At 70.4% G+C, this 17532-nt stretch carries 13 protein-coding genes and 1 pseudogene; 8 read left to right on the top strand and 6 right to left on the bottom strand.

Annotation, left to right across the window (positions count from 1 at the left end; all coding sequences use genetic code 11):
* The first annotated feature begins 24 nt into the window (after positions 1–24).
* Together ACFZBT_RS09250 and ACFZBT_RS09255 are read left to right on the top strand one after the other, a co-directional pair.
* A complete protein-coding gene (locus ACFZBT_RS09250) occupies positions 25–1545 on the top strand; it encodes an aromatic amino acid lyase (RefSeq protein WP_391100728.1) in 1521 nt (506 codons plus the stop codon).
* The gene (locus ACFZBT_RS09255) at positions 1542–2615 is read left to right on the top strand and encodes an ABC transporter substrate-binding protein (protein ID WP_391100371.1); all 1074 of its coding nucleotides are present in this window, start codon (positions 1542–1544) and stop codon (positions 2613–2615) included. Before ACFZBT_RS09250 ends, ACFZBT_RS09255 begins: the two co-directional genes overlap by 4 nt.
* Here ACFZBT_RS09255 and ACFZBT_RS09260 read toward each other — a convergent pair.
* Together ACFZBT_RS09260 and ACFZBT_RS09265 are read right to left on the bottom strand one after the other, a co-directional pair.
* Positions 2603–3511, bottom strand: a complete 909-nt coding sequence (locus ACFZBT_RS09260; protein WP_391100731.1) for an endonuclease/exonuclease/phosphatase family protein — start codon at positions 3509–3511, stop codon at positions 2603–2605. The genes ACFZBT_RS09255 and ACFZBT_RS09260 overlap by 13 nt on opposite strands.
* Before the next feature lie 92 nt (positions 3512–3603).
* Complete coding sequence (locus tag ACFZBT_RS09265) at positions 3604–3954, bottom strand: hypothetical protein (protein WP_391100374.1); 351 nt, start codon at positions 3952–3954, stop codon at positions 3604–3606.
* Positions 3955–4073: 119 nt separating this feature from the next.
* Here ACFZBT_RS09265 and ACFZBT_RS09270 point away from each other — a divergent pair, with 119 nt between their 5' ends.
* Both ACFZBT_RS09270 and ACFZBT_RS09275 read left to right on the top strand, forming a co-directional pair.
* Positions 4074–4457 (top strand): VOC family protein, encoded by a 384-nt coding sequence (locus ACFZBT_RS09270; protein WP_391100376.1) that lies wholly within the window; start codon positions 4074–4076, stop codon positions 4455–4457.
* 163 nt (positions 4458–4620) lie between these two features.
* Positions 4621–5039: pseudogene (locus tag ACFZBT_RS09275) on the top strand (histidine kinase); the annotation flags it as partial.
* Positions 5040–5044: 5 nt separating this feature from the next.
* Here the strand turns inward: ACFZBT_RS09275 and ACFZBT_RS09280 are convergent.
* The 3 genes from ACFZBT_RS09280 to ACFZBT_RS09290 all read right to left on the bottom strand — a co-directional run bounded on the left by ACFZBT_RS09280 (position 5045) and on the right by ACFZBT_RS09290 (position 7961).
* The gene (locus ACFZBT_RS09280) at positions 5045–5752 is read right to left on the bottom strand and encodes a GNAT family N-acetyltransferase (RefSeq protein WP_391100733.1); all 708 of its coding nucleotides are present in this window, start codon (positions 5750–5752) and stop codon (positions 5045–5047) included.
* Positions 5753–5912: 160 nt separating this feature from the next.
* Positions 5913–6707: a hypothetical protein gene (locus ACFZBT_RS09285; RefSeq protein WP_391100378.1), complete on the bottom strand. Its 795-nt coding sequence runs from the start codon at positions 6705–6707 to the stop codon at positions 5913–5915.
* Positions 6708–6839: 132 nt separating this feature from the next.
* A complete protein-coding gene (locus ACFZBT_RS09290) occupies positions 6840–7961 on the bottom strand; it encodes a SpoIIE family protein phosphatase (RefSeq protein ID WP_391100380.1) in 1122 nt (373 codons plus the stop codon).
* A gap of 107 nt (positions 7962–8068) precedes the next feature.
* Between ACFZBT_RS09290 and ACFZBT_RS09295 the strand changes: the two genes are divergently transcribed.
* The 4 genes from ACFZBT_RS09295 to ACFZBT_RS09310 all read left to right on the top strand — a co-directional run bounded on the left by ACFZBT_RS09295 (position 8069) and on the right by ACFZBT_RS09310 (position 16121).
* The gene (locus ACFZBT_RS09295; protein ID WP_391100382.1) at positions 8069–10810 is read left to right on the top strand and encodes a SpoIIE family protein phosphatase; all 2742 of its coding nucleotides are present in this window, start codon (positions 8069–8071) and stop codon (positions 10808–10810) included.
* A gap of 83 nt (positions 10811–10893) precedes the next feature.
* Positions 10894–11466 carry a helix-turn-helix transcriptional regulator gene (locus ACFZBT_RS09300; RefSeq protein WP_391100384.1) on the top strand — a complete coding sequence of 191 codons (573 nt, stop codon included), beginning with the start codon at positions 10894–10896 and terminating at the stop codon, positions 11464–11466.
* Positions 11467–11560: 94 nt separating this feature from the next.
* Positions 11561–13285 (top strand): acyl-CoA dehydrogenase family protein, encoded by a 1725-nt coding sequence (locus tag ACFZBT_RS09305; RefSeq protein ID WP_391100387.1) that lies wholly within the window; start codon positions 11561–11563, stop codon positions 13283–13285.
* 397 nt (positions 13286–13682) lie between these two features.
* A complete protein-coding gene (locus ACFZBT_RS09310) occupies positions 13683–16121 on the top strand; it encodes a SpoIIE family protein phosphatase (protein WP_391100735.1) in 2439 nt (812 codons plus the stop codon).
* Positions 16122–16224: 103 nt separating this feature from the next.
* On the opposite strand, the gene ACFZBT_RS09315 is transcribed toward ACFZBT_RS09310, so the two are convergent.
* Positions 16225–17526: an RICIN domain-containing protein gene (locus ACFZBT_RS09315; protein ID WP_391100738.1), complete on the bottom strand. Its 1302-nt coding sequence runs from the start codon at positions 17524–17526 to the stop codon at positions 16225–16227.
* Between the last annotated feature and the right edge of the window lie 6 nt (positions 17527–17532).

Consider the following 17532-nt stretch of genomic DNA (forward strand, 5'->3'; position numbering starts at 1 on the left):
TGGATCGAGGGGTGTTTGGGCTTGATCTCGTCTCTGGTTGCGGACACTCCGGACATCCCCGGGGGTGCCCGCCAGGGCTCGACTCTCGTCGCTCTCGACGGCACGGGTCTCGGTGTGGCGGACGTCGCGCGGCTCGCCCTCGGGACCGCGCGGCCGACTCCCCGGAGCGAGGCGATGCTGCGCATGGAGGAGTCCTGGAACGCCGCCCGGCAGATCGCCGCGACCGGCCGCGTCTACGGCCGCTCCACCGGTGTCGGCGCCAAACGGAACGAGGACGTACCCACCGGGGCGGACACCGAGCACGGTCTGCGGCTGCTGCGCAGCCACGCCGGCGCCATCGGTGAGGAGCTCCCCGCCCGTCAGGTACGCGCGATGCTCGCGGTACGGGCCAACCAACTGCTGGCCGGGGGCGCGGGGCTGCGGCCCACCGTCGTGACGGCGCTGTGCGAGGCGCTGGAGAGCGGGGCGTACCCGGTCGTCAACGAGTTCGGGTCCGTCGGCACCGGCGACATCGCGGCCCTGGCGCAGGCGGGGCTGGCCCTGGCAGGGGAGCATCCCTGGCGCGGAGGCACGCCGCCGCGGCCCCTGCCGCTCGACAACAACGACGCGCTGGCCTTCATCAGCAGCAACGCCCTCACCCTCGGTCAGTCGGCCCTCGCCCTGCACGAGTTGCGCGGGCTGCTGGAGGCCACCCAGGTCGTCGCCGCGCTGTCGCTGCTGGCCACGGACGGTTCGCACGAGGCCTACGCCGCTCCCGTGCACGCCGCCCGCCCGCACCGCGGATGCGCCGATGTCGCCCGCCGTATGCGAGAGCTGATCGGCGCGGCCGATCGTCCGACCCCGCCGCTGGACCGTCTCCAGGATCCGTACGGCTTCCGTTGTCTGCCCCAGATCCACGGCCCGGCCCATGACGCGGCGGACGCCTTGGAGGAGGTCGTCGCCGTCGAGATCAACGCGGCCGCCGAGAACCCGCTGATCTTTCCCGAGGACATGGCGGCCTACCACCACGGCGGCTTCTACCAGGCCCGACTCGGCCTCGCCCTGGACCATTTCCGGCTGTCCCTGACCCAGGTGGCACGGCTGTCGACCTCCCGCCTCGCGACCCTGAACGAGCCCGCCTACACCCGGCTGCGCCCGTTCCTCTCCGACCAGGTGCCCGCCTCCTCCGGCGTGATGATCCTGGAGTACGCCGCCGGGGCCGCGCTCGCCGATCTGCGGGCGTTCTCCGCGCCCGCGTCGCTCGGCCACGCCGTGCTGTCACGCGGCGTCGAGGAACAGGCCGGCTTCGCCTGCCTGGCCGCACGTCAGACGCTGCGTGCCTGCGGCGCGTACCGGCTCGTCGTCGGCTGTGAACTCGTCGCCGCCGTACGGGCGTTGCGTCAGCACGGCCTGAGGCCCGAGCCGGGACTTCCGGTGGCCCACGCGCTGGAACTCACCGGATCGGCGCTCGACGAGAACCATGCAGACCGGCCGCTCACGGACGATGTGACGGCGGCGGCCGCACTGCTCGACCGGTTCACGGACATTTGGAGGAAGGGCGCATGAGGCTACCCGTACGGATCGGCGCACTCGTTCCGCTGACCAGGCCCGGCTGGACCGAAGCGGGCCGGCACCTGCTCGCCGGGCTGGAGCTGGCCGTAGCCGAGGTCAATGACGCCGGGGGGATCGCCGGGAGACCGCTCGAGCTGGTGGTCCGGGACACCGCGGCCGATCCCGGGAGGGCCACGGCGGCCGTGGACGAGCTGTCCGCCCTGGGTGTGGCCGCCTTGTCCGGGGAGTACCACAGCGTCGCCGCCCGCGCCGCCGCCACCAGGGCCGATGCCGTCGGCCTGCCGTTCCTCTGCTCGTCGGCGGTTCTCGACGCGCTCACCGAACAGCCGACGGAATGGGTCGCGCGCCTGCCCCCTCCGCAGTCCCGCGGCTGGCGGGCCTACGCGGACTTCCTCCTCGGCGCGGGCCACACCCGTATCGCCGTGGCGACCCAGCCGAGTGTCTACTGGGCATCCGGGACCCGCGTGCTGCGGGACTCTCTCGCCCCACGCGGCGGCACGGTCATCGAACTCGACATGAGCGCGCTCACTCCCGCAGCCGTGTGCGACGCACTCGCCGGCCTTCGCGCGACCGCCCTCCTGCTGCTGGTCGGCCACCCGGAGCCGGCCGTGCCGATCGTCCGGTCCGTCCGGCGCGACCAGCGCCTCGCCGAGATCATGATCGGTGCTCCGGCCGGGCAACCGGAGTTCACCTCATGGGCGGAGCTGCTGGGCGACGACGGCGCCGGGGTTCCGTTTCTGCGCTACCTGCCCGAGCGCCTCAGCCCCCTCGGTGCGCGAGTGGGGGCGGCCCTCCGCGAGCGACTGGCCGAAGCGCCCTCCTTCGTCGCCTTCGAAGGCTACGACACGATCGCCGTCCTGGCCGACGTCCTGCGTTCGCACGGCACGGAACGACGACGCGTCGCCGAATCCTGGCCGCGTGTCGCGGTCGAAGGCACCCGCGGGCAGATCCGGTTCACCCGCACGCCGGGCATCAGCGTCTGGCAAGGGGCCGGGCCGCCCATCCAGGTAGTCGACCGGGATCCCGCGGATCCGGATCGCTTTCGGATCCTTCACACCGGCTGAGCCGGGCCCTCGCTGAACGCTGGATCCACGTCGGTGTACAGCAGGTCGTGGTCCGAGTACGGGGTGGTCTGCACTCGGTGCCTGAGCGGGGCGATGCCTCGCAGGAAGACATAGTCGAACTTGCTGCGCCAGTCCGTGGTCGGCTCGCAGGTGCCGGCGGACGAGGGACGGCACTCGGAGTCCGTGTCCGCGGCCAGGGCCCAGATGGGGGCGAGTTCGGGGGCGCCCGGCACGGCGTTGAAGTCGCCGAGAACGATCGCACGGTCGTGCCGGGCGACGTCCGCGGCGAGTACGCGGGTCTGGTCCGCCCGGACCGCTTCCTGACGTCGTTGGGCGAGGTGGGTGTTGAAGACCCGGACGGGCTGGCCGCCCACCATGGTGGTGACGGACATGTACCCACGGTCCTCGGATCCGCCGTCGGGGTATTCCACTTCGACGGTGTCCGTCATCGGTGCGGCCGAGAGGACCGCCTGGCCGAAGGCTCCCGGATTCCACGGCGCTCCCCCACAGCGGCCCCAGTCCTGGAGAACGGTCCCGTACTCGACGTGGTACTCCAGCCCGTGAAGGCTCCTCAGATACTCCCGGATCCTCTCGACATCACGCACACAGGCTTCTTGCAGGCCGATGACCTGAGGCGCGTACGTGGCGATCTCCGCCGCCCGGCCGACGTTGCTCGCATCGCAGGGGTTGCAGATGTTCCACGTCATGACCCGGTTCGGTACGACATCCCTGACGGCTTCGACGGGCACCGACCTGCCGAAGAGGGCACCGCTGGGTGCGCTGGGCCCGACCAGCACCATGCAGGCCACGACAACGGCGCCCGCGAGCAACCGCGTACCCCTGACGAGCACCATCGCCTCCTCCGTGTGAAGACATGTGGCGTCCGGCGTCTCCATGTCCAAGCACGAGGTTATGGGACGAGGCTGTCGGCGACACACGCTTCTCATCGTTCAGCAGCCACCGCCCGGCAGGGGGCGACCGGCCCGGATCATGACACGCGATGCGCGAAGCGCGCGGGAACTCTTGCGCGATTCGCGCAGTCATGCGGGCGTTCCCCTGGCGTCAGCGCCTGAATGCCCTTGCCGGTCCAGGGCTTGCCGATCGGTCCGGTCGGCGCCAGGTCGACGGCGCGGCCCACCTGCTTCATGCGCGCCGGCGCCCAGTGCGAGAGGGCGGCGGCCCGCTCCGCCGCCGTGTAGCCGACCGTACTGACCTCACCGTTGCCGGCCGCGGCCGCCACGGGTACGACCGGGGCCGCCAGAGGAGCGGCCAGGGCCAGCAGAGCGGTGGCGAGAGCGGAGACGGTGCGGCGCGCGCCTGAGGACGGGCTGTGCGACATGGATGTCCTCTCGGATGATCAGGATCGGGCGGCCACCCGGAAGGACGCGGTTTCGGCGAGTGGGGTGCATCCGCCGTCTGGTCTTTCCTCCGGGCGGAGCTTCAGGCAGGCTCTCGTGCATGGTCTCGGTATTGCGGAATGTGGCGATCGACTGTGCGAATGCCTATGAACTGGCCCGGTTCTGGAGCGAGGTGCTCGATTGTCCGCTGCACCAGGACGACGAACCAGGCTCCCCGGAGACCAGGGTGATGCTGCCGGAGGGCCCGCTGCTGCACTTCAACCAGGTGCCGGAACCGAAGACCGTCAAGAACAGGCTCCACCTGTGCCTGCGTCCGAATACCACGCGCGAGGAGGAGGTCGAACGACTCTTCAAACTCGGCGCCACCCTCGTCGAAGACCGCCGCGAACCCGACGGCCCCGGCTGGGCTGTCCTCGCGGACCCCGAGGGCAATGAATTCTGCGTTCTCCGCAGCGAGTCCGACCGCGCGGCGACGACTGAGTAAGGCTCCCACGCGCGTCGGAGGCTCCGGCACCGCTGCCCCGGAGGCGCGGGAACTGTTTGAAAGCCCTGAGCAAGACCGGCCAGGTATCAGCCTCCGTCACGGAACAGCTCCACCAAGAGCGCCAAGAGCAGCAAGCTGCTCATGGTCCGAGTTTTCGGCGGCTCTTATGGCGAACGGCCTGATCGAGGACCGGGAACACGGCCCCGACACCGGCCTCGCAGCACTGCGCCAAGCCCTGGCACACCCGGCCCGGCCCCCGAGGAGACCTGCCAGGACGTCCTCGACGCGGTGCTGCCCGCCCGGCAGAGCGACGACATCGCCCTGCTCGTGGCCCTCACCCGCCTGCTGGACCCCTCCCACATGGGTGAGTGCGGCACGGAACCGATCCGGCTACGGCCGGTGCACGACCGCGACAGCCTGATCTGCGAGGTCGCCGACGGCAGCAGCACCTCCCGGCACCTGCGCCGGGCCGCGACAACCGACGAAGGCGGACGAGGGCTGTTCCTTGTCGCCCAGTTCACCGATCCCGACGGGGCGTCGGCCGACGAGCTGCTGGACCGAACACGGATGCCTGAGGGATAGATGCCTCACGGAGTGCGGAACCCGCGAAACGTCACGTGCTTCCGGGTCTCGAACCCGAGCCGCTCGTAGAGCGCGATCGCTCCGGTGTTCGCCTCGGCCACGTGCAGGAAGGGACGTTCACCCCGACCCGCAATGCGCGCGACGAGCGCACGCACCAGACGTTCGGCGTGGCCCCGACCGCGTGCCTCGGGAGCTGTGCAGACAGCGCTGATCTCGGTCCATCCAGGAGGCCGGAGCCGCTCCCCCGCCATCGCCACCAGCGTGTCGCCGTCGTGGATGCCGAGATAGGTGCCGAGTTCATGGGTGCGTGGCCAGAACGGCCCCGGCCGGGTCCGCTCGACGAGACCGAGCATCCCGGGCACGCTCCCAGCGCCCAGCTGGACCACGGCGGGATCGAACTCGCCACGCGAGACATCAGGACGGCCGTCGCCGGTCCAGATCATCTGACGGCCCTCGAGGACGAAGACCGGCTCCCAGTCCGACGGCGGCATCGCCGGGCAACTGAACATGTCAGCGAACTCGCCACGCCCCAGCAGTCTGGCGAGGTCGCCCCACTCCTCCGGGTCCGCCTCCGCCGACACCGCGGAAAAGGTCGCGACTTCCGGCAGGTATGTGACAGCCCTGCCGAGGCTGCGAGCGAGATGCCCGTGGCGGCCGCGGAGCGATTCCCCCACCGGGTCGTCGAGTGCGACGACGTCGCGGAGACCTGTCATCGTGCTGTGCCGCTCCTGACCTTTGTCGGAGTCGGTCACCCCTGACCGACCCGGTGCCATCGGGTGCCGACGGACCATCGTAATGACCTCAGGCGTCGCCGTTTGCCGTGCCCCGGACATCTGGACCGGCGCGATCAGCCTCGGTTGACACGACGGCGGGTCAGGACCCGTCGCATGGGGGTGCGTCCTGCGCCGAGATGTTCCACGCCTCCGAGCTCACCATGGTGGGCCGCCCTGACGCCGCCCACGCGTCCCTACGCGCCAGGACCCCGCCACTGTTGCGGATCCAGGCCTTGCCCATCGGGTCCATGAACTCCAGCCGGAGCTGGGCCAGGTCCCATTCCGTCAGACTCACCGGCGGCTGCTCCACGGCCATGGAGTCGAGCAGTGCCTTGTTCGGGACGGCGATCTGCTTGCAGGGTTGGAGGAGGTCCAGGTCCCATCTCACCTTGTTCGCCGGGAGCGTGAGCCGCATCGCCATGACGCGGGAGCTTCCGTTCACCACGATCACCTCCGAGCCCATGCGGTAGAAGTCGACGAGGTTCGCGTACGCCTTCTCCCGGTCCTCCTTTGACCGGCGCTCCTCCGCGGCCGCGCGCTGGTCCTCCCTGCCGGCGTACAGCTCGGCCCGAATACCGAGGATCAGCCCGACCAGTGCCGCTGCCACCGTGACGGCGCCGACCGCGAACCGTCCGAGATCCAGCACGGTGACGCGGTACGGGCCGGTACCGGAGTCCTCGGAGGGGGCATCCGCGTCCGCGGCCGGCGCGGACGCCTCATGCGGGGGTGAGGTCTGTTCCGTGCCAGTTCTCGTCCCGGGTGGAGACACGTTCTCCGGCGCGCTGCCGCCGTCACCGGTCCCGGAGGCATGCGCGAGGCCGGCGGGCGGACCGGCGGAGGTCCTCGCCGTCCCCTCGGACTCCGACGGGCTCTCTGCACTTTCGTCTGGGGCCATTCGGCAAGCATGCCCATGCTCCCCTGCCGCGGGGGCCGGTTGCGACATATGGTCCGGAATAGACACCGGCAGAACACACTGGCCGGCGCGCCGACCGCCGTCGACTCGATCTGTTCGCCGGCACTCAGTGGTTCATGGGCCGACGACTCCCCGATCCCCCACGTCGGAGCGCCTCAGCGCGAGGGCCGCGATGTCGTCGTCGAGCCTTCCTCCGCTGTGCCCCAGCAGATCCCGGTGCAGCTGATCGAGCAGCTCGCGGGGCTGCTCCAGGCCCTGCCGCTGCATCCAGTCCGGCAGCGGAAAGAACCGGCCGGCGTGGTCGCGGGCCTCCGATACGCCGTCCGTGTAGAGAAGCAGCTGGTCACCCGGGGCAAAGGCGACGCTGTCGACCCAGTAGCGGTCACCGATGAGCGCTGCGAGGTTGAGGGGCGGGGAGGAGATGGTGGGCTCCAGGACCCGGGCCTTCCCGCGATGCGCGATCAGTGGCGGGGGATGTCCGCAGTTGAGAAGTCGTATGCGGTCGCCGTCGGGCGGGATCTCGGCGAGGAGAGCGGTGGCGAAGTGCTCGGGCTGGTCCTGGGCGGGAAAGACGGCACTGTGGCGCGTGACGGTGGTCTCCAGGCGATGGACGATGCCCCGCAGGTCGGGCTCGTCGTACGCGGCCTCCCTGAAGCAACTGATCACCGCCGAGGCCACCCCCACCGCTGACAGACCCTTGCCCCGTACGTCGCCTATGAGCAGCCGGACCCCGTGCGGTGTACCGATCGCTTCATAGAAGTCGCCGCCGATCCGGGCCTGTTCCTGGGCCGCCAGATACAGCGACTCGATCTCGAGGTCCTCGATACGGCGTGGCAGCGGGCGCAGCAGAACCTTCTGGGCCGCGTCGGCGACGAGCCGGACCTGGAAGAGTACTTCCTCTCGCTGAAGCCGGACATGGCTTCCGTACGCGGCCGCCAAGGTGACGGCGACGATGGCGGCCGACGTGTACTGCGTCCCCAGATCGGTGTGGAAGAGGCTGAGGACCGTCATGAGCAGCAGACAGAACGCCCCCAGCAGCATCGTGGGAAGCACGGGCCACATCGCGGCGGCAAGGGCGGGCGCGGCGGGCAGGAGGCGGCTGATGGCGATCTCCCGGGGAGTGGAGAACGCGAGGACGGCGATGAGGACGGTCAGGACCACGGGTGACAGCCGTGCCGCGTCCCATCGACCGCTGTAGGCGGGGCGATGGCGCCTCAGCCGTGCAGACGTGATCACAAATGCATGATATCGACCTAATCGGACATCGGGCGCGCAGGGAATCATGCGCCGCGTGGATCATGCGGGCTCTGGCCGCTCGGGATCACCAGTGTTAAAAAGGTCGCATGGCGAATCGCTTCGCCCGTGTCCAGCACCTGTCGGTCAAGCACGTGATCAGCAAGACCACGCGGAGCGTGGCCGGTCAGGTGTTGATCTTCCAGGTGACTCTCGTGGTGCTGCTCGTGGCCTGCGGCGTTTTCGCTCTCATTCTGCAGTCGGAGCGGGACTCCGCCGCCGAGGCCAGGCGCCGTTCCACAGCCGTGGCACAGACCTTCGCGCACTCACCGGGCGTACTGGCGGCTTTGCGGACCCCGGACCCGAGCAGGATTCTCCAGCCGCTCACCGAGGAGGCGCGCCGGACCGCCGGTGTCGACTTCATCGTGGTCATGGACACCAAGGGCATCCGGTACACGCACCCTTTGCCGGACCGTATCGGAAAGCAGTTCGTGGGCGAGATCGGACCGTCGCTGGCGGGTGAGGTCTTCGTGGAGAGCGTCGACGGCCCGCTCGGTCGCGAAGTGCAGGCCACGGTCCCGATCGAGGACGCCGGCGACAAGGTGGTGGGCCTGGTCTCGGCGGGGATGAAAGTCAAGAACGTCGAAAGCCAGTTGAACCGGCAACTACCGATCATCCTGGGCGCGGGGGCCGGAGCGCTCGCGTTGTCGACCGGTGTGACGGCACTGGTGGGCAGGCGGCTGCGACGGCAGACGCACAGCCTGGCCCCGGACGAGATGACCCTGATGTACGAGCACCACGACACGGTGCTCCACTCCGTCCGGGAAGGCGTCCTGATCATGGCCGACGACGGGCGGATCATGCTGGCGAACGATGAGGCCAGACGGCTGCTGGAGCTGCCCCCGCACGTGGAGGGACGACCCGTTTCGGGACTGCCGGGCCTCGATCCCGAGACAAGGGCGCTGCTCGCCTCGGGGCGCGAGGCCACCGACGAGGTACACCTCGCGGGAGAGCGGCTGCTCGCGATCAACCAGCGGCCCACCAATCACAGGGGAGGCACCAAGGGAACGGTGGTGACGCTGCGCGACTCCACCGAGCTGCAGGCGGTGACCGGCAGGGCGGAGGTGGCACGGGAACGGCTCAGGCTGCTCTACGACGCCGGGCTCCACATCGGCACCACCCTGGACGTGCTGCGCACCGCCGACGAGCTGGCGCGGGTCCCCGTTCCTCGCTTCGCGGACTTCGTCACCGTGGACCTGGCCGACACCGTCCTGCACGGCGATGAGCCGTCCGCCACGGGGACGGACATGCGACGCGCGGCCGTGTGCGGCATCCGGGACGACCACCCGCTCTCCGAACCGGGCCGGCTGTTCGACTACCTTCCCTCCACTCCCCAGGCACGCGGCTACGGCAGCGGCCACTCCCAGCTGGAGAGCGATCTGCCGAGGGCCACGGGCTGGCGCCTGCAGGACCCGGAGCGCGCCCAGGCGGTCATCGACTACGGCATTCATTCCCTCATCACCGCCCCCATCCAGGCCCGTGGCGTCGTGCTGGGCATGGCCAGCTTCTGGCGCGGGCAGGGGCACGAGCGCTTCAACGAGGAGGACCTGTCACTGGCGGAGGAGCTGGTGGCCCGGGCCGCGATCAGCATCGACAACGCCCGCCGCTACACCCGCGAGCACGCCCTCGCCGTCACCCTCCAGCAGAGCCTGCTGCCGCAGGCGATGCCCGAGCAGAACGCCCTCGACATCGCCTACCGCTACCTCCCCGCCCAGGCAGGCGTGGGCGGGGACTGGTTCGACGTGATTCCCATGCCGGGCAGCCGGGTGGCGCTGGCCGTCGGCGATGTGGTCGGCCACGGCCTGCACGCCGCCGCCACGATGGGACGACTGCGCACCGCGGTCCACAACTTCTCCGCCCTGGATCTGCCACCCGACGAGCTGCTGAGCCATCTGGATGACCTGGTCGGGAACATCGACCAGAACGAGACGGCGGAGACCGCGGCGGGTGTCGTGGGCGCCACGTGTCTGTACGGGATCTACGACCCCGTGACGCGTCGCTACGTCGTGGCGCGTGCGGGGCATCTGGTGCCCGCGCTGGTCAACCCCGACGGATCCGTCACCTTCCCGGACGTGCCGGCCGGTCCGCCTCTGGGCCTCGGCGGCATGCCGTTCCAGACCGCGGAGCTGTGCCTCGAGGAGGGGACTCAGCTGGTCCTGTACACCGACGGCCTCATCGAGGACCGCAGGCGCGACCTGGACGTCGGGATGGAGTTGCTGCGTGACGCGCTGACGGGCCACCCCGGCCGGCCGCCCGAGGAGACCTGCAAGGACTTGCTGGACAACCTGCTCCCCGGGCGTCCCAAGGACGACGTCGCCCTGCTCGTCGCCCGCACGCGGCAACTGCCGACCGACCGGGTCGCCGACTGGGACGTGCCGGCGGACCCGGCCGCCGTCTCCGGCATGCGCGAGGCCGTGTCGCACAAGCTCGAGGAGTGGGGCCTGGAGGAGTTCGGCTTCGCGATGGAACTCATCCTGAGCGAGCTCATCACCAACGCCATCCGCTACGGCGCAGGGCCGATCCACGTCCGGCTGATCCGCGACCGTGCGCTGATCTGCGAAGTGGCCGACGGCAGCAGCACCTCACCGCATCTGCGGTACGCCGCGACGACCGATGAAGGAGGCCGGGGTCTGTTCCTGGTGTCGCAGATGGCCGAGCGCTGGGGCACCCGGTACACCCCGCAGGGCAAGGTCATCTGGGCCGAACAGGCCCTGCCCGAGGTCATGCAGCAGCCCGCCCCCGGGGCGGCCGACGCGAAGACACCCCTGGACGGCGAGACAGCCGACCCCTGAGGCAGGTCGTTCGGGCGTGAGCCGCGTCGCATCGCCCGGGGTGGGACTTGCTATGCAACGAGTTGCATAGCACGATCGCCGTCATGGCGCTCGAACACGCGATCCTGGTGTCGCTCCTGGAGAAGCCGGGATCCGGCTATGAGCTGGCCCGGCGTTTCGAACGGTCGATCGGCTACTTCTGGACCGCGACCCACCAGCAGATCTATCGCGTACTGAAGCGCATGGAGAACGACGGCTGGGTCGAATCCCGGGACGTCCCGCAGCAGGGACGGCCGGACAAGAAGGAGTACTCCGTCGCCGACCTCGGCCGGGCCGCGCTGTCCTCGTGGCTGCGCGATCCGATCGAGCCGGAGAGTGTCCGCCACGACCTGGCGGTGAAGATCCGGGGTGCCGCCTTCGACGACCCGGCCGCACTGATCCGCGAGGTGGAGCGGCACCGGCAGGCGCACCGGGACCGGCTGGCGCACTATCTGGCAGGCGAGGAGCGGGACTTCACAAGGCCCGAAGCGGGCGCGGCCGCTCCGCAGGCGCCGCTGGACGCGGAGCGGGAGCTCCAGCACATCGTCCTGCGCGGCGGCATCGCGTACGAGCGGATGATGATCGGCTGGCTGGACGACGTGCTCGCCACGCTGGCCCGCTTCGGCCCGGCCCGTTGACCGCGCTCCACCGCACCGGCCGCGACTGTTCCGCCGCTCCGGCCGCCGCACCTCTCCATTCCCATCCGTCCACCAGCCGAAAGGGGCCCTCACCATGGCTGACCACCTGCTCTTCAACCCGCGCACCTACGACCCCGCGCACTTCGACCCCGAGACACGCCGCTTGCTGCGTGCCACCGTCGACTGGTTCGAGGAGCGCGGGAAGCGGCAGCTGATCGAGGACTACCGGACCCGCGCCTGGCTCGGTGACTTCCTCGCCTTCGCCGCGAAGGAGGGCCTGTTCGCCGCCTTCCTGACGCCGTCGTCCGCCGCTGGGGAGGGGGAGCCGGACAAGCGGTGGGACACCGCCCGGATAGCGGCGCTCAACGAGATCCTCGGCTTCTACGGCCTGGACTACTGGTACGCCTGGCAGGTCACCATCCTCGGCCTCGGCCCGGTCTGGCAGAGCGACAACGCCGCCGCCCGCGCCCGCGCCGCCGAACTCCTCTCACAGGGAGAGGTGTTCGCGTTCGGCCTGTCCGAGAAGGCCCACGGCGCCGACATCTACTCCACCGACATGCTGCTCGAGCCCGACGGCGACGGCGACTTCCGCGCCACCGGCTCCAAGTACTACATCGGCAACGGCAACGCCGCCGGACTCGTCTCCGTCTTCGGCCGCCGTACCGACGTCGAAGGCCCCGACGGCTACGTGTTCTTCGCCGCCGACAGCCGTCATCCGGCCTACCACCTGGTCAAGAACGTCGTCGACTCGTCCAAGTTCGTCAGCGAGTTCCGCCTGGAGGACTACCCCGTCACGTCCGACGACGTCCTGCACACCGGCCGCGCGGCCTTCGACGCCGCCCTCAACACGGTCAACGTCGGCAAGTTCAACCTGTGCACCGCCTCGATCGGCATCTGCGAACACGCGATGTACGAGGCCGTCACCCACGCCCACAACCGCGTCCTGTACGGCCGCCCCGTCACCGCCTTCCCGCACGTGCGGCGCGAGCTGACCGACGCCTACGTCAGGCTCGTCGGCATGAAGCTGTTCAGCGACCGCGCCGTCGACTACTTCCGCTCCGCCGGACCCGACGACCGCCGCTACCTGCTCTTCAACCCCATGACGAAGATGAAGGTGACCACGGAGGGCGAGAAGGTCATCGACCTGATGTGGGACGTCATCGCCGCCAAGGGCTTCGAGAAGGACAACTACTTCAGCCAGGCGGCCGTGGAGATCCGCGGCCTGCCGAAGCTGGAGGGCACGGTCCACGTCAACCTGGCGCTGATCCTGAAGTTCATGCGCAACCATCTCCTCGACCCCGCCGACTACCCGAATGTGCCGACCCGTCTCGACGCGGCCGACGACGACTTCCTGTTCCGGCAGGGGCCGGCCCGCGGCCTCGGTTCGGTGCGCTTCCACGACTGGCGCCCGGCCTTCGAGGCGTACGCGCATCTGCCCAACGTCGCTCGACTGCGCGAACAGGCCGACGCACTCTGCGAGTTCGTCGCCGCGGCCGCCCCCGACGCGGAGCAGAGCCGCGACCTCGACCTCGTCCTCTCGATCGGCCAGCTCTTCGCGCTCGTCGTGCACGGGCAGCTCGTCCTGGAGCAGGCCGGCCTGACCGGACTCGACGAGGACGTGCTCGACGAACTCTTCGCCGTCCTCGTACGGGACTTCTCCGGCCACGCCGTCGAACTGCACGGCAAGGACTCGGCGACCGAACAGCAGCAGGAGTGGGCGCTGGCCTCGGTCCGGCGGCCGGTCGTCGACGAGGCGCGCACGGAACGCGTCTGGCAGCGGGTCGAGGCGCTGTCCGGCTCGTACGAGATGGCCCCGTAGGCGCGCCGAGTCCATCACCGGTGGCCGGGCCGCGGCCCGGCCACCGGCCGGCCAGGGTCCGGCTCCGCAGAGGGGATCCGGCGTGCAGCAGACCGTGAAGCCCGGCAGGGTGACCACGGTCATGATCAGGATCCTGGGACCGACGCCGATGCGGTCCAGCCCGACGAGCAGCACGGGGATGCCGATGGCGGCGCCGACACGGCTCACGGCCGCGCCGCGCGACCATCGCGGTCGGCACCGCCTCGCTCGGCCTCCTGGCCATCGGGTTCCCGGCTCTCGCCGCCGAACGCGCACCGGCCGGAGCGCCGTGGTGCAGGGGCCGATCTACGCTGGAAGCAACCGCTGGTAGCCAGCCCTCACGGGCACGGGAATCCGGACGGAGGCGTGGCACGTGGAGATGGCCGACAAGCAGGATGCCCCCACTGCCGCTGTAGTGGTGGGGCCGGACGGCATCGTGTGCGGCTGGAGTGAGGGGGGCCGGCTGCTGCTGGGCTGGACCCCGGAGGACACCGTCGGGCGCCCCGTGGCGGACCTGCTGGTCGATCCCCCGCCACCCGCCTTCCCGGAGGGCCTCGGCGACGACCCGTCGGGGTTGGTCCTCCTGCGCCACCGGGACGGTTCCACGGTGGACGCCGTGGTGACGGCTCACCCGCTGTCCGGGCCCGATGGGCAGGCATTGGGCCACGTCATAACCGTCCAGTGTTGGGGACGTCGCCCGGTGATCGCCGACCGGGCGTTCGAGCAGTCCCCCTTCGCTCTGGGCGTCTACGACCCCGAACTGCGGTTCCTGTGGATCAACGCCTCCTCGGGCCGGGTGATCGCGCACTCCGAGGAGCAGGTGCTCGGCAGGAAGTACCGTGAGGTGCTCCCCGAATTCGACCGCACCCTGTTTCCCGAGCGGGACGACAAGCCCTACACCGACGCGCTCGCCCAGGTGGCGAGGACGGGCGAGCCCACGCGTCTCATTACCGTCTTCCGCCCACGCGGCAGCGACTACGCCAACGCCTGGGCCACCAGCATCTGGCCCGTCCGGGACGCCGAGGGCAGGGTCCGGGCGATCGCCAACTGGGGATTCGACATGAGCGCCGAGTACTGGGCCCGGCAGCGCCTGCTGATCCTCAACGAGGCAAGCGGCGGCATCGGCCGGACCCTCGACGTGATCGGCACCGCCCGGGAACTGGCCACCACTCCGGTGCCGGGATTCGTCGACCTCGTCAGCGTGGACCTCTTCGACGAGGTGCTGAGCGGAGAGGAACCGCCCTCAGGATTCCCCTTCGCGCCCGGCGAGACCATCACGCTCACCCGTGCCGCCCGGCACAGCACGAAGGAGGACGCCGGGGAGGCTCCGACACCGGTCACACACGCCCCCGGTTCCGTCGCCGCCCGCTGCATGGCCGCCGGCACGTCCCTGGTCGAGCTCTCCGCCGGGCCCGGCCAGGGCGGCGAATGGGCCTTCGGGCCCGGACTCGCCGCCGACCCAGCGCACTGGCCACCGGGCAATCCGGTATTCGACGAGTCCATCACCGCAGACGGGCTGACCGGCCGGATCACCGTGCCGCTCCGGGCGCGCGGCGCGCTGCTCGGCGTCGTCGCCTTCTCCCGCGTCGACCGGCCCGAGGCGTTCACCGCCGACGACCTGATCCTCGCCGAGGAACTGGCGGCCAAGGCAGCCGTCGCCATCGACAACGCCCGCCGGTACTCGCGCGAGCGCACCACCGCGCTGACCCTGCAACGCTCCCTGCTGCCGCAAGCGCTGCCGGTCCAGGAGGCGGTCGAGGTGGCCTCCCGCTACCTGCCCGGAGGGACGGGGACGGAAGTGGGCGGTGACTGGTTCGACGTCATTCCGCTGTCCGGCGCCCGGGTCGCCCTGGTCGTCGGCGACGTCGTCGGGCACGGCCTGCACGCCTCGGCCGGCATGGGCAGACTGCGTACAGCGGTACGCACCCTTGCCGACGTCGATCTGCCACCGGACGAACTGCTGACTCACCTGGACGACCTGGTCCTCCACCTCGCCAGCGACCTCCGGCCCACCGGCGACTTCCAGCCGACCGGCGAGTCCGGGGCCACCTGCCTCTACACCGTCTACGACCCGGTCTCCCGGCACCTCACGCTGGCGAGCGCCGGTCATCCCCTGCCGCTGATCATCTCCCGGGACGGCACCCGGACCCCGGTGCCCGTCCAGCCGGGACCGCCGCTCGGCATCGGTGGGCTGCCTTTCGAAGCCACCGAGCTCGAACTGCCGGAAGGCAGCCTGCTCGCCCTCTACACCGACGGACTCGTGCGAAGCCGCGAGTTCGACGTCGACCAGCGGACCGCCGAACTGCAGCGAACCCTGAACCACCCGACCACCTCGCTGGAGACCCTGTGCGACACGGTGATGGACGCCATGCTTCCCCAACGCCGCACCGACGACGCCGCGCTGCTGCTCGTGCGCACCCACGCGCTGGATCCCCAGCACGTCGCCGACTGGGACGTCGAGCCCGACACCGCGCAGGTGCCGCGCGCCAGGAAGCTCGCCGTCGACCAGGTGGACGCCTGGGACCTGGAGGAGGCGGCGTTCGTCACCGAGCTGGTGGTCAGCGAGCTGGTGACCAACGCCATCAGATACGGCGAGCCGCCCATCAGGCTGCGGCTGATCCGCGACACCTCCCTGATCTGCGAGGTCTCCGACGCCAGCAACACCGCCCCGCACATGCGCCGGGCCCGCGCGTTCGACGAGGGCGGCCGGGGCCTGTTGCTCGTCGCCCAGCTCACCCAGGGGTGGGGCACCCGGCACACCACCCACGGCAAGACGATCTGGTGCGCGCAGAACCTCCCTGGGCCTGAGCCGCACTGAGATCGGCGGAACACGGGGCCTCAACCGAATCCCGCTCCCCCACGGCCTGCCCCGACGGAGTGGAGCCAGGATCCTCCTCGCTCCACTCCGCGGTGCGGGCGTGTCACTGGAACTGTGCGAAGAACCTCCAGATCTCTGTCTTGGTCCAGGTGGTGACGCCGCTTTCGCCGCCGGAGCCGTCGACCGGACCGGGTATGTGGCCTCCGTCGAACGCGGCCCACTGGACCGGGTATCCGGCACGGCAGCCCGAGTAGGTGGTGGTGATGTGCGTCCGGCTGCCCGGCGCGGGTTCGCGCGGGCCCTGGGGGGTGCAGCCGTTGTTGCTGACGAATCTGTCGCGCAGGGACCGTCCCTGCGCGATGTTGAGGACGTTGTCGCTGATGCCGTGGATCCCGAAGTAGGCGATGGGCTGGGTGCCGCCGCTGCACCCGCTGATCTGAGCGCCGGAGATGACCGCGACGGCCCTGAAGACGTTCGCCCGGCTGCATGCGAGTGCGTAGCTCATGCCGCCGCCCCAGCTGAATCCCGTGGCGAATCGCTGTGCCGGGTTGACACAGAGGCCGCCCTCGATGCGCCGGATCATGTCGTCGACGAAGGTGACGTCCTCACCACCCGTATTGGCCCAGCCGTTGCCGAGGCCCTGGGGAGCGACGAGGATCGCGGTGTTGTTCGCCTGTTGCTGTTGGCCGTAGTAGGACCAGGCGTTCCCGCTCGTGCCGCCCGAGGCGACGTCGCCGGCGGTTCCGCCCCGCCAGTGGAACGCGAAGATCAGGCGGTAGCGGTGGCTGCTGTCGTAGCCGGCGGGAATCCTGAGGATGAAGCTGCGGCTCTTGCCGCCGCTCTGAATCGTGTGCGTACCGCTCGTCAGGGTCGGGGCGCTGCCGCATCCGCCGCCGCCTCCGGACGACAGCTTGACCAACTGCCATTGCTGGTTGGCGCCACCCCAGTCGCTGTACTGGACGACGCTGCCGCCGTCGGCCGTGGAGGCGCCCTGAACCTCCACCGCCTTGCTGCTGCCGCGATTGATCAGCCGGACGTGGCCCGCGTCGGAGTCCGCCAGGCGGAACTGCTGGTTGGCCCCGTTGTGGTCGGCCCATTGCTGGACCGCGGCGCCGTCCGCGTTCGAGGCGCCGGCCACGTCGAGGACCTTGCCCGAATGCCGGGCCTTGAGACGGTAGAAGCCACCGCCGGAGTCCACGAACTGCCACTGCTGGCCGGCTGCGTCGTTGCGCGTCCACTGGCCGACCCGCGCGCCGTCGGCGGTGGACGAGCCGGAGACCTCCAGGGCCTTGCCGCTGTTGCGATTGACCAGGACGTACCAGGCGTTGGTGTCCACCGTCGCCGCCTCCGCGGGCACCGGATCCACCGCGGCGAGCATTCCGATCGCGAGGGTGGCGGCCATCACGGCGGC

Source organism: Streptomyces sp. NPDC008137 (genome assembly GCF_042957035.1).
Classification (GTDB): domain Bacteria; phylum Actinomycetota; class Actinomycetes; order Streptomycetales; family Streptomycetaceae; genus Streptomyces.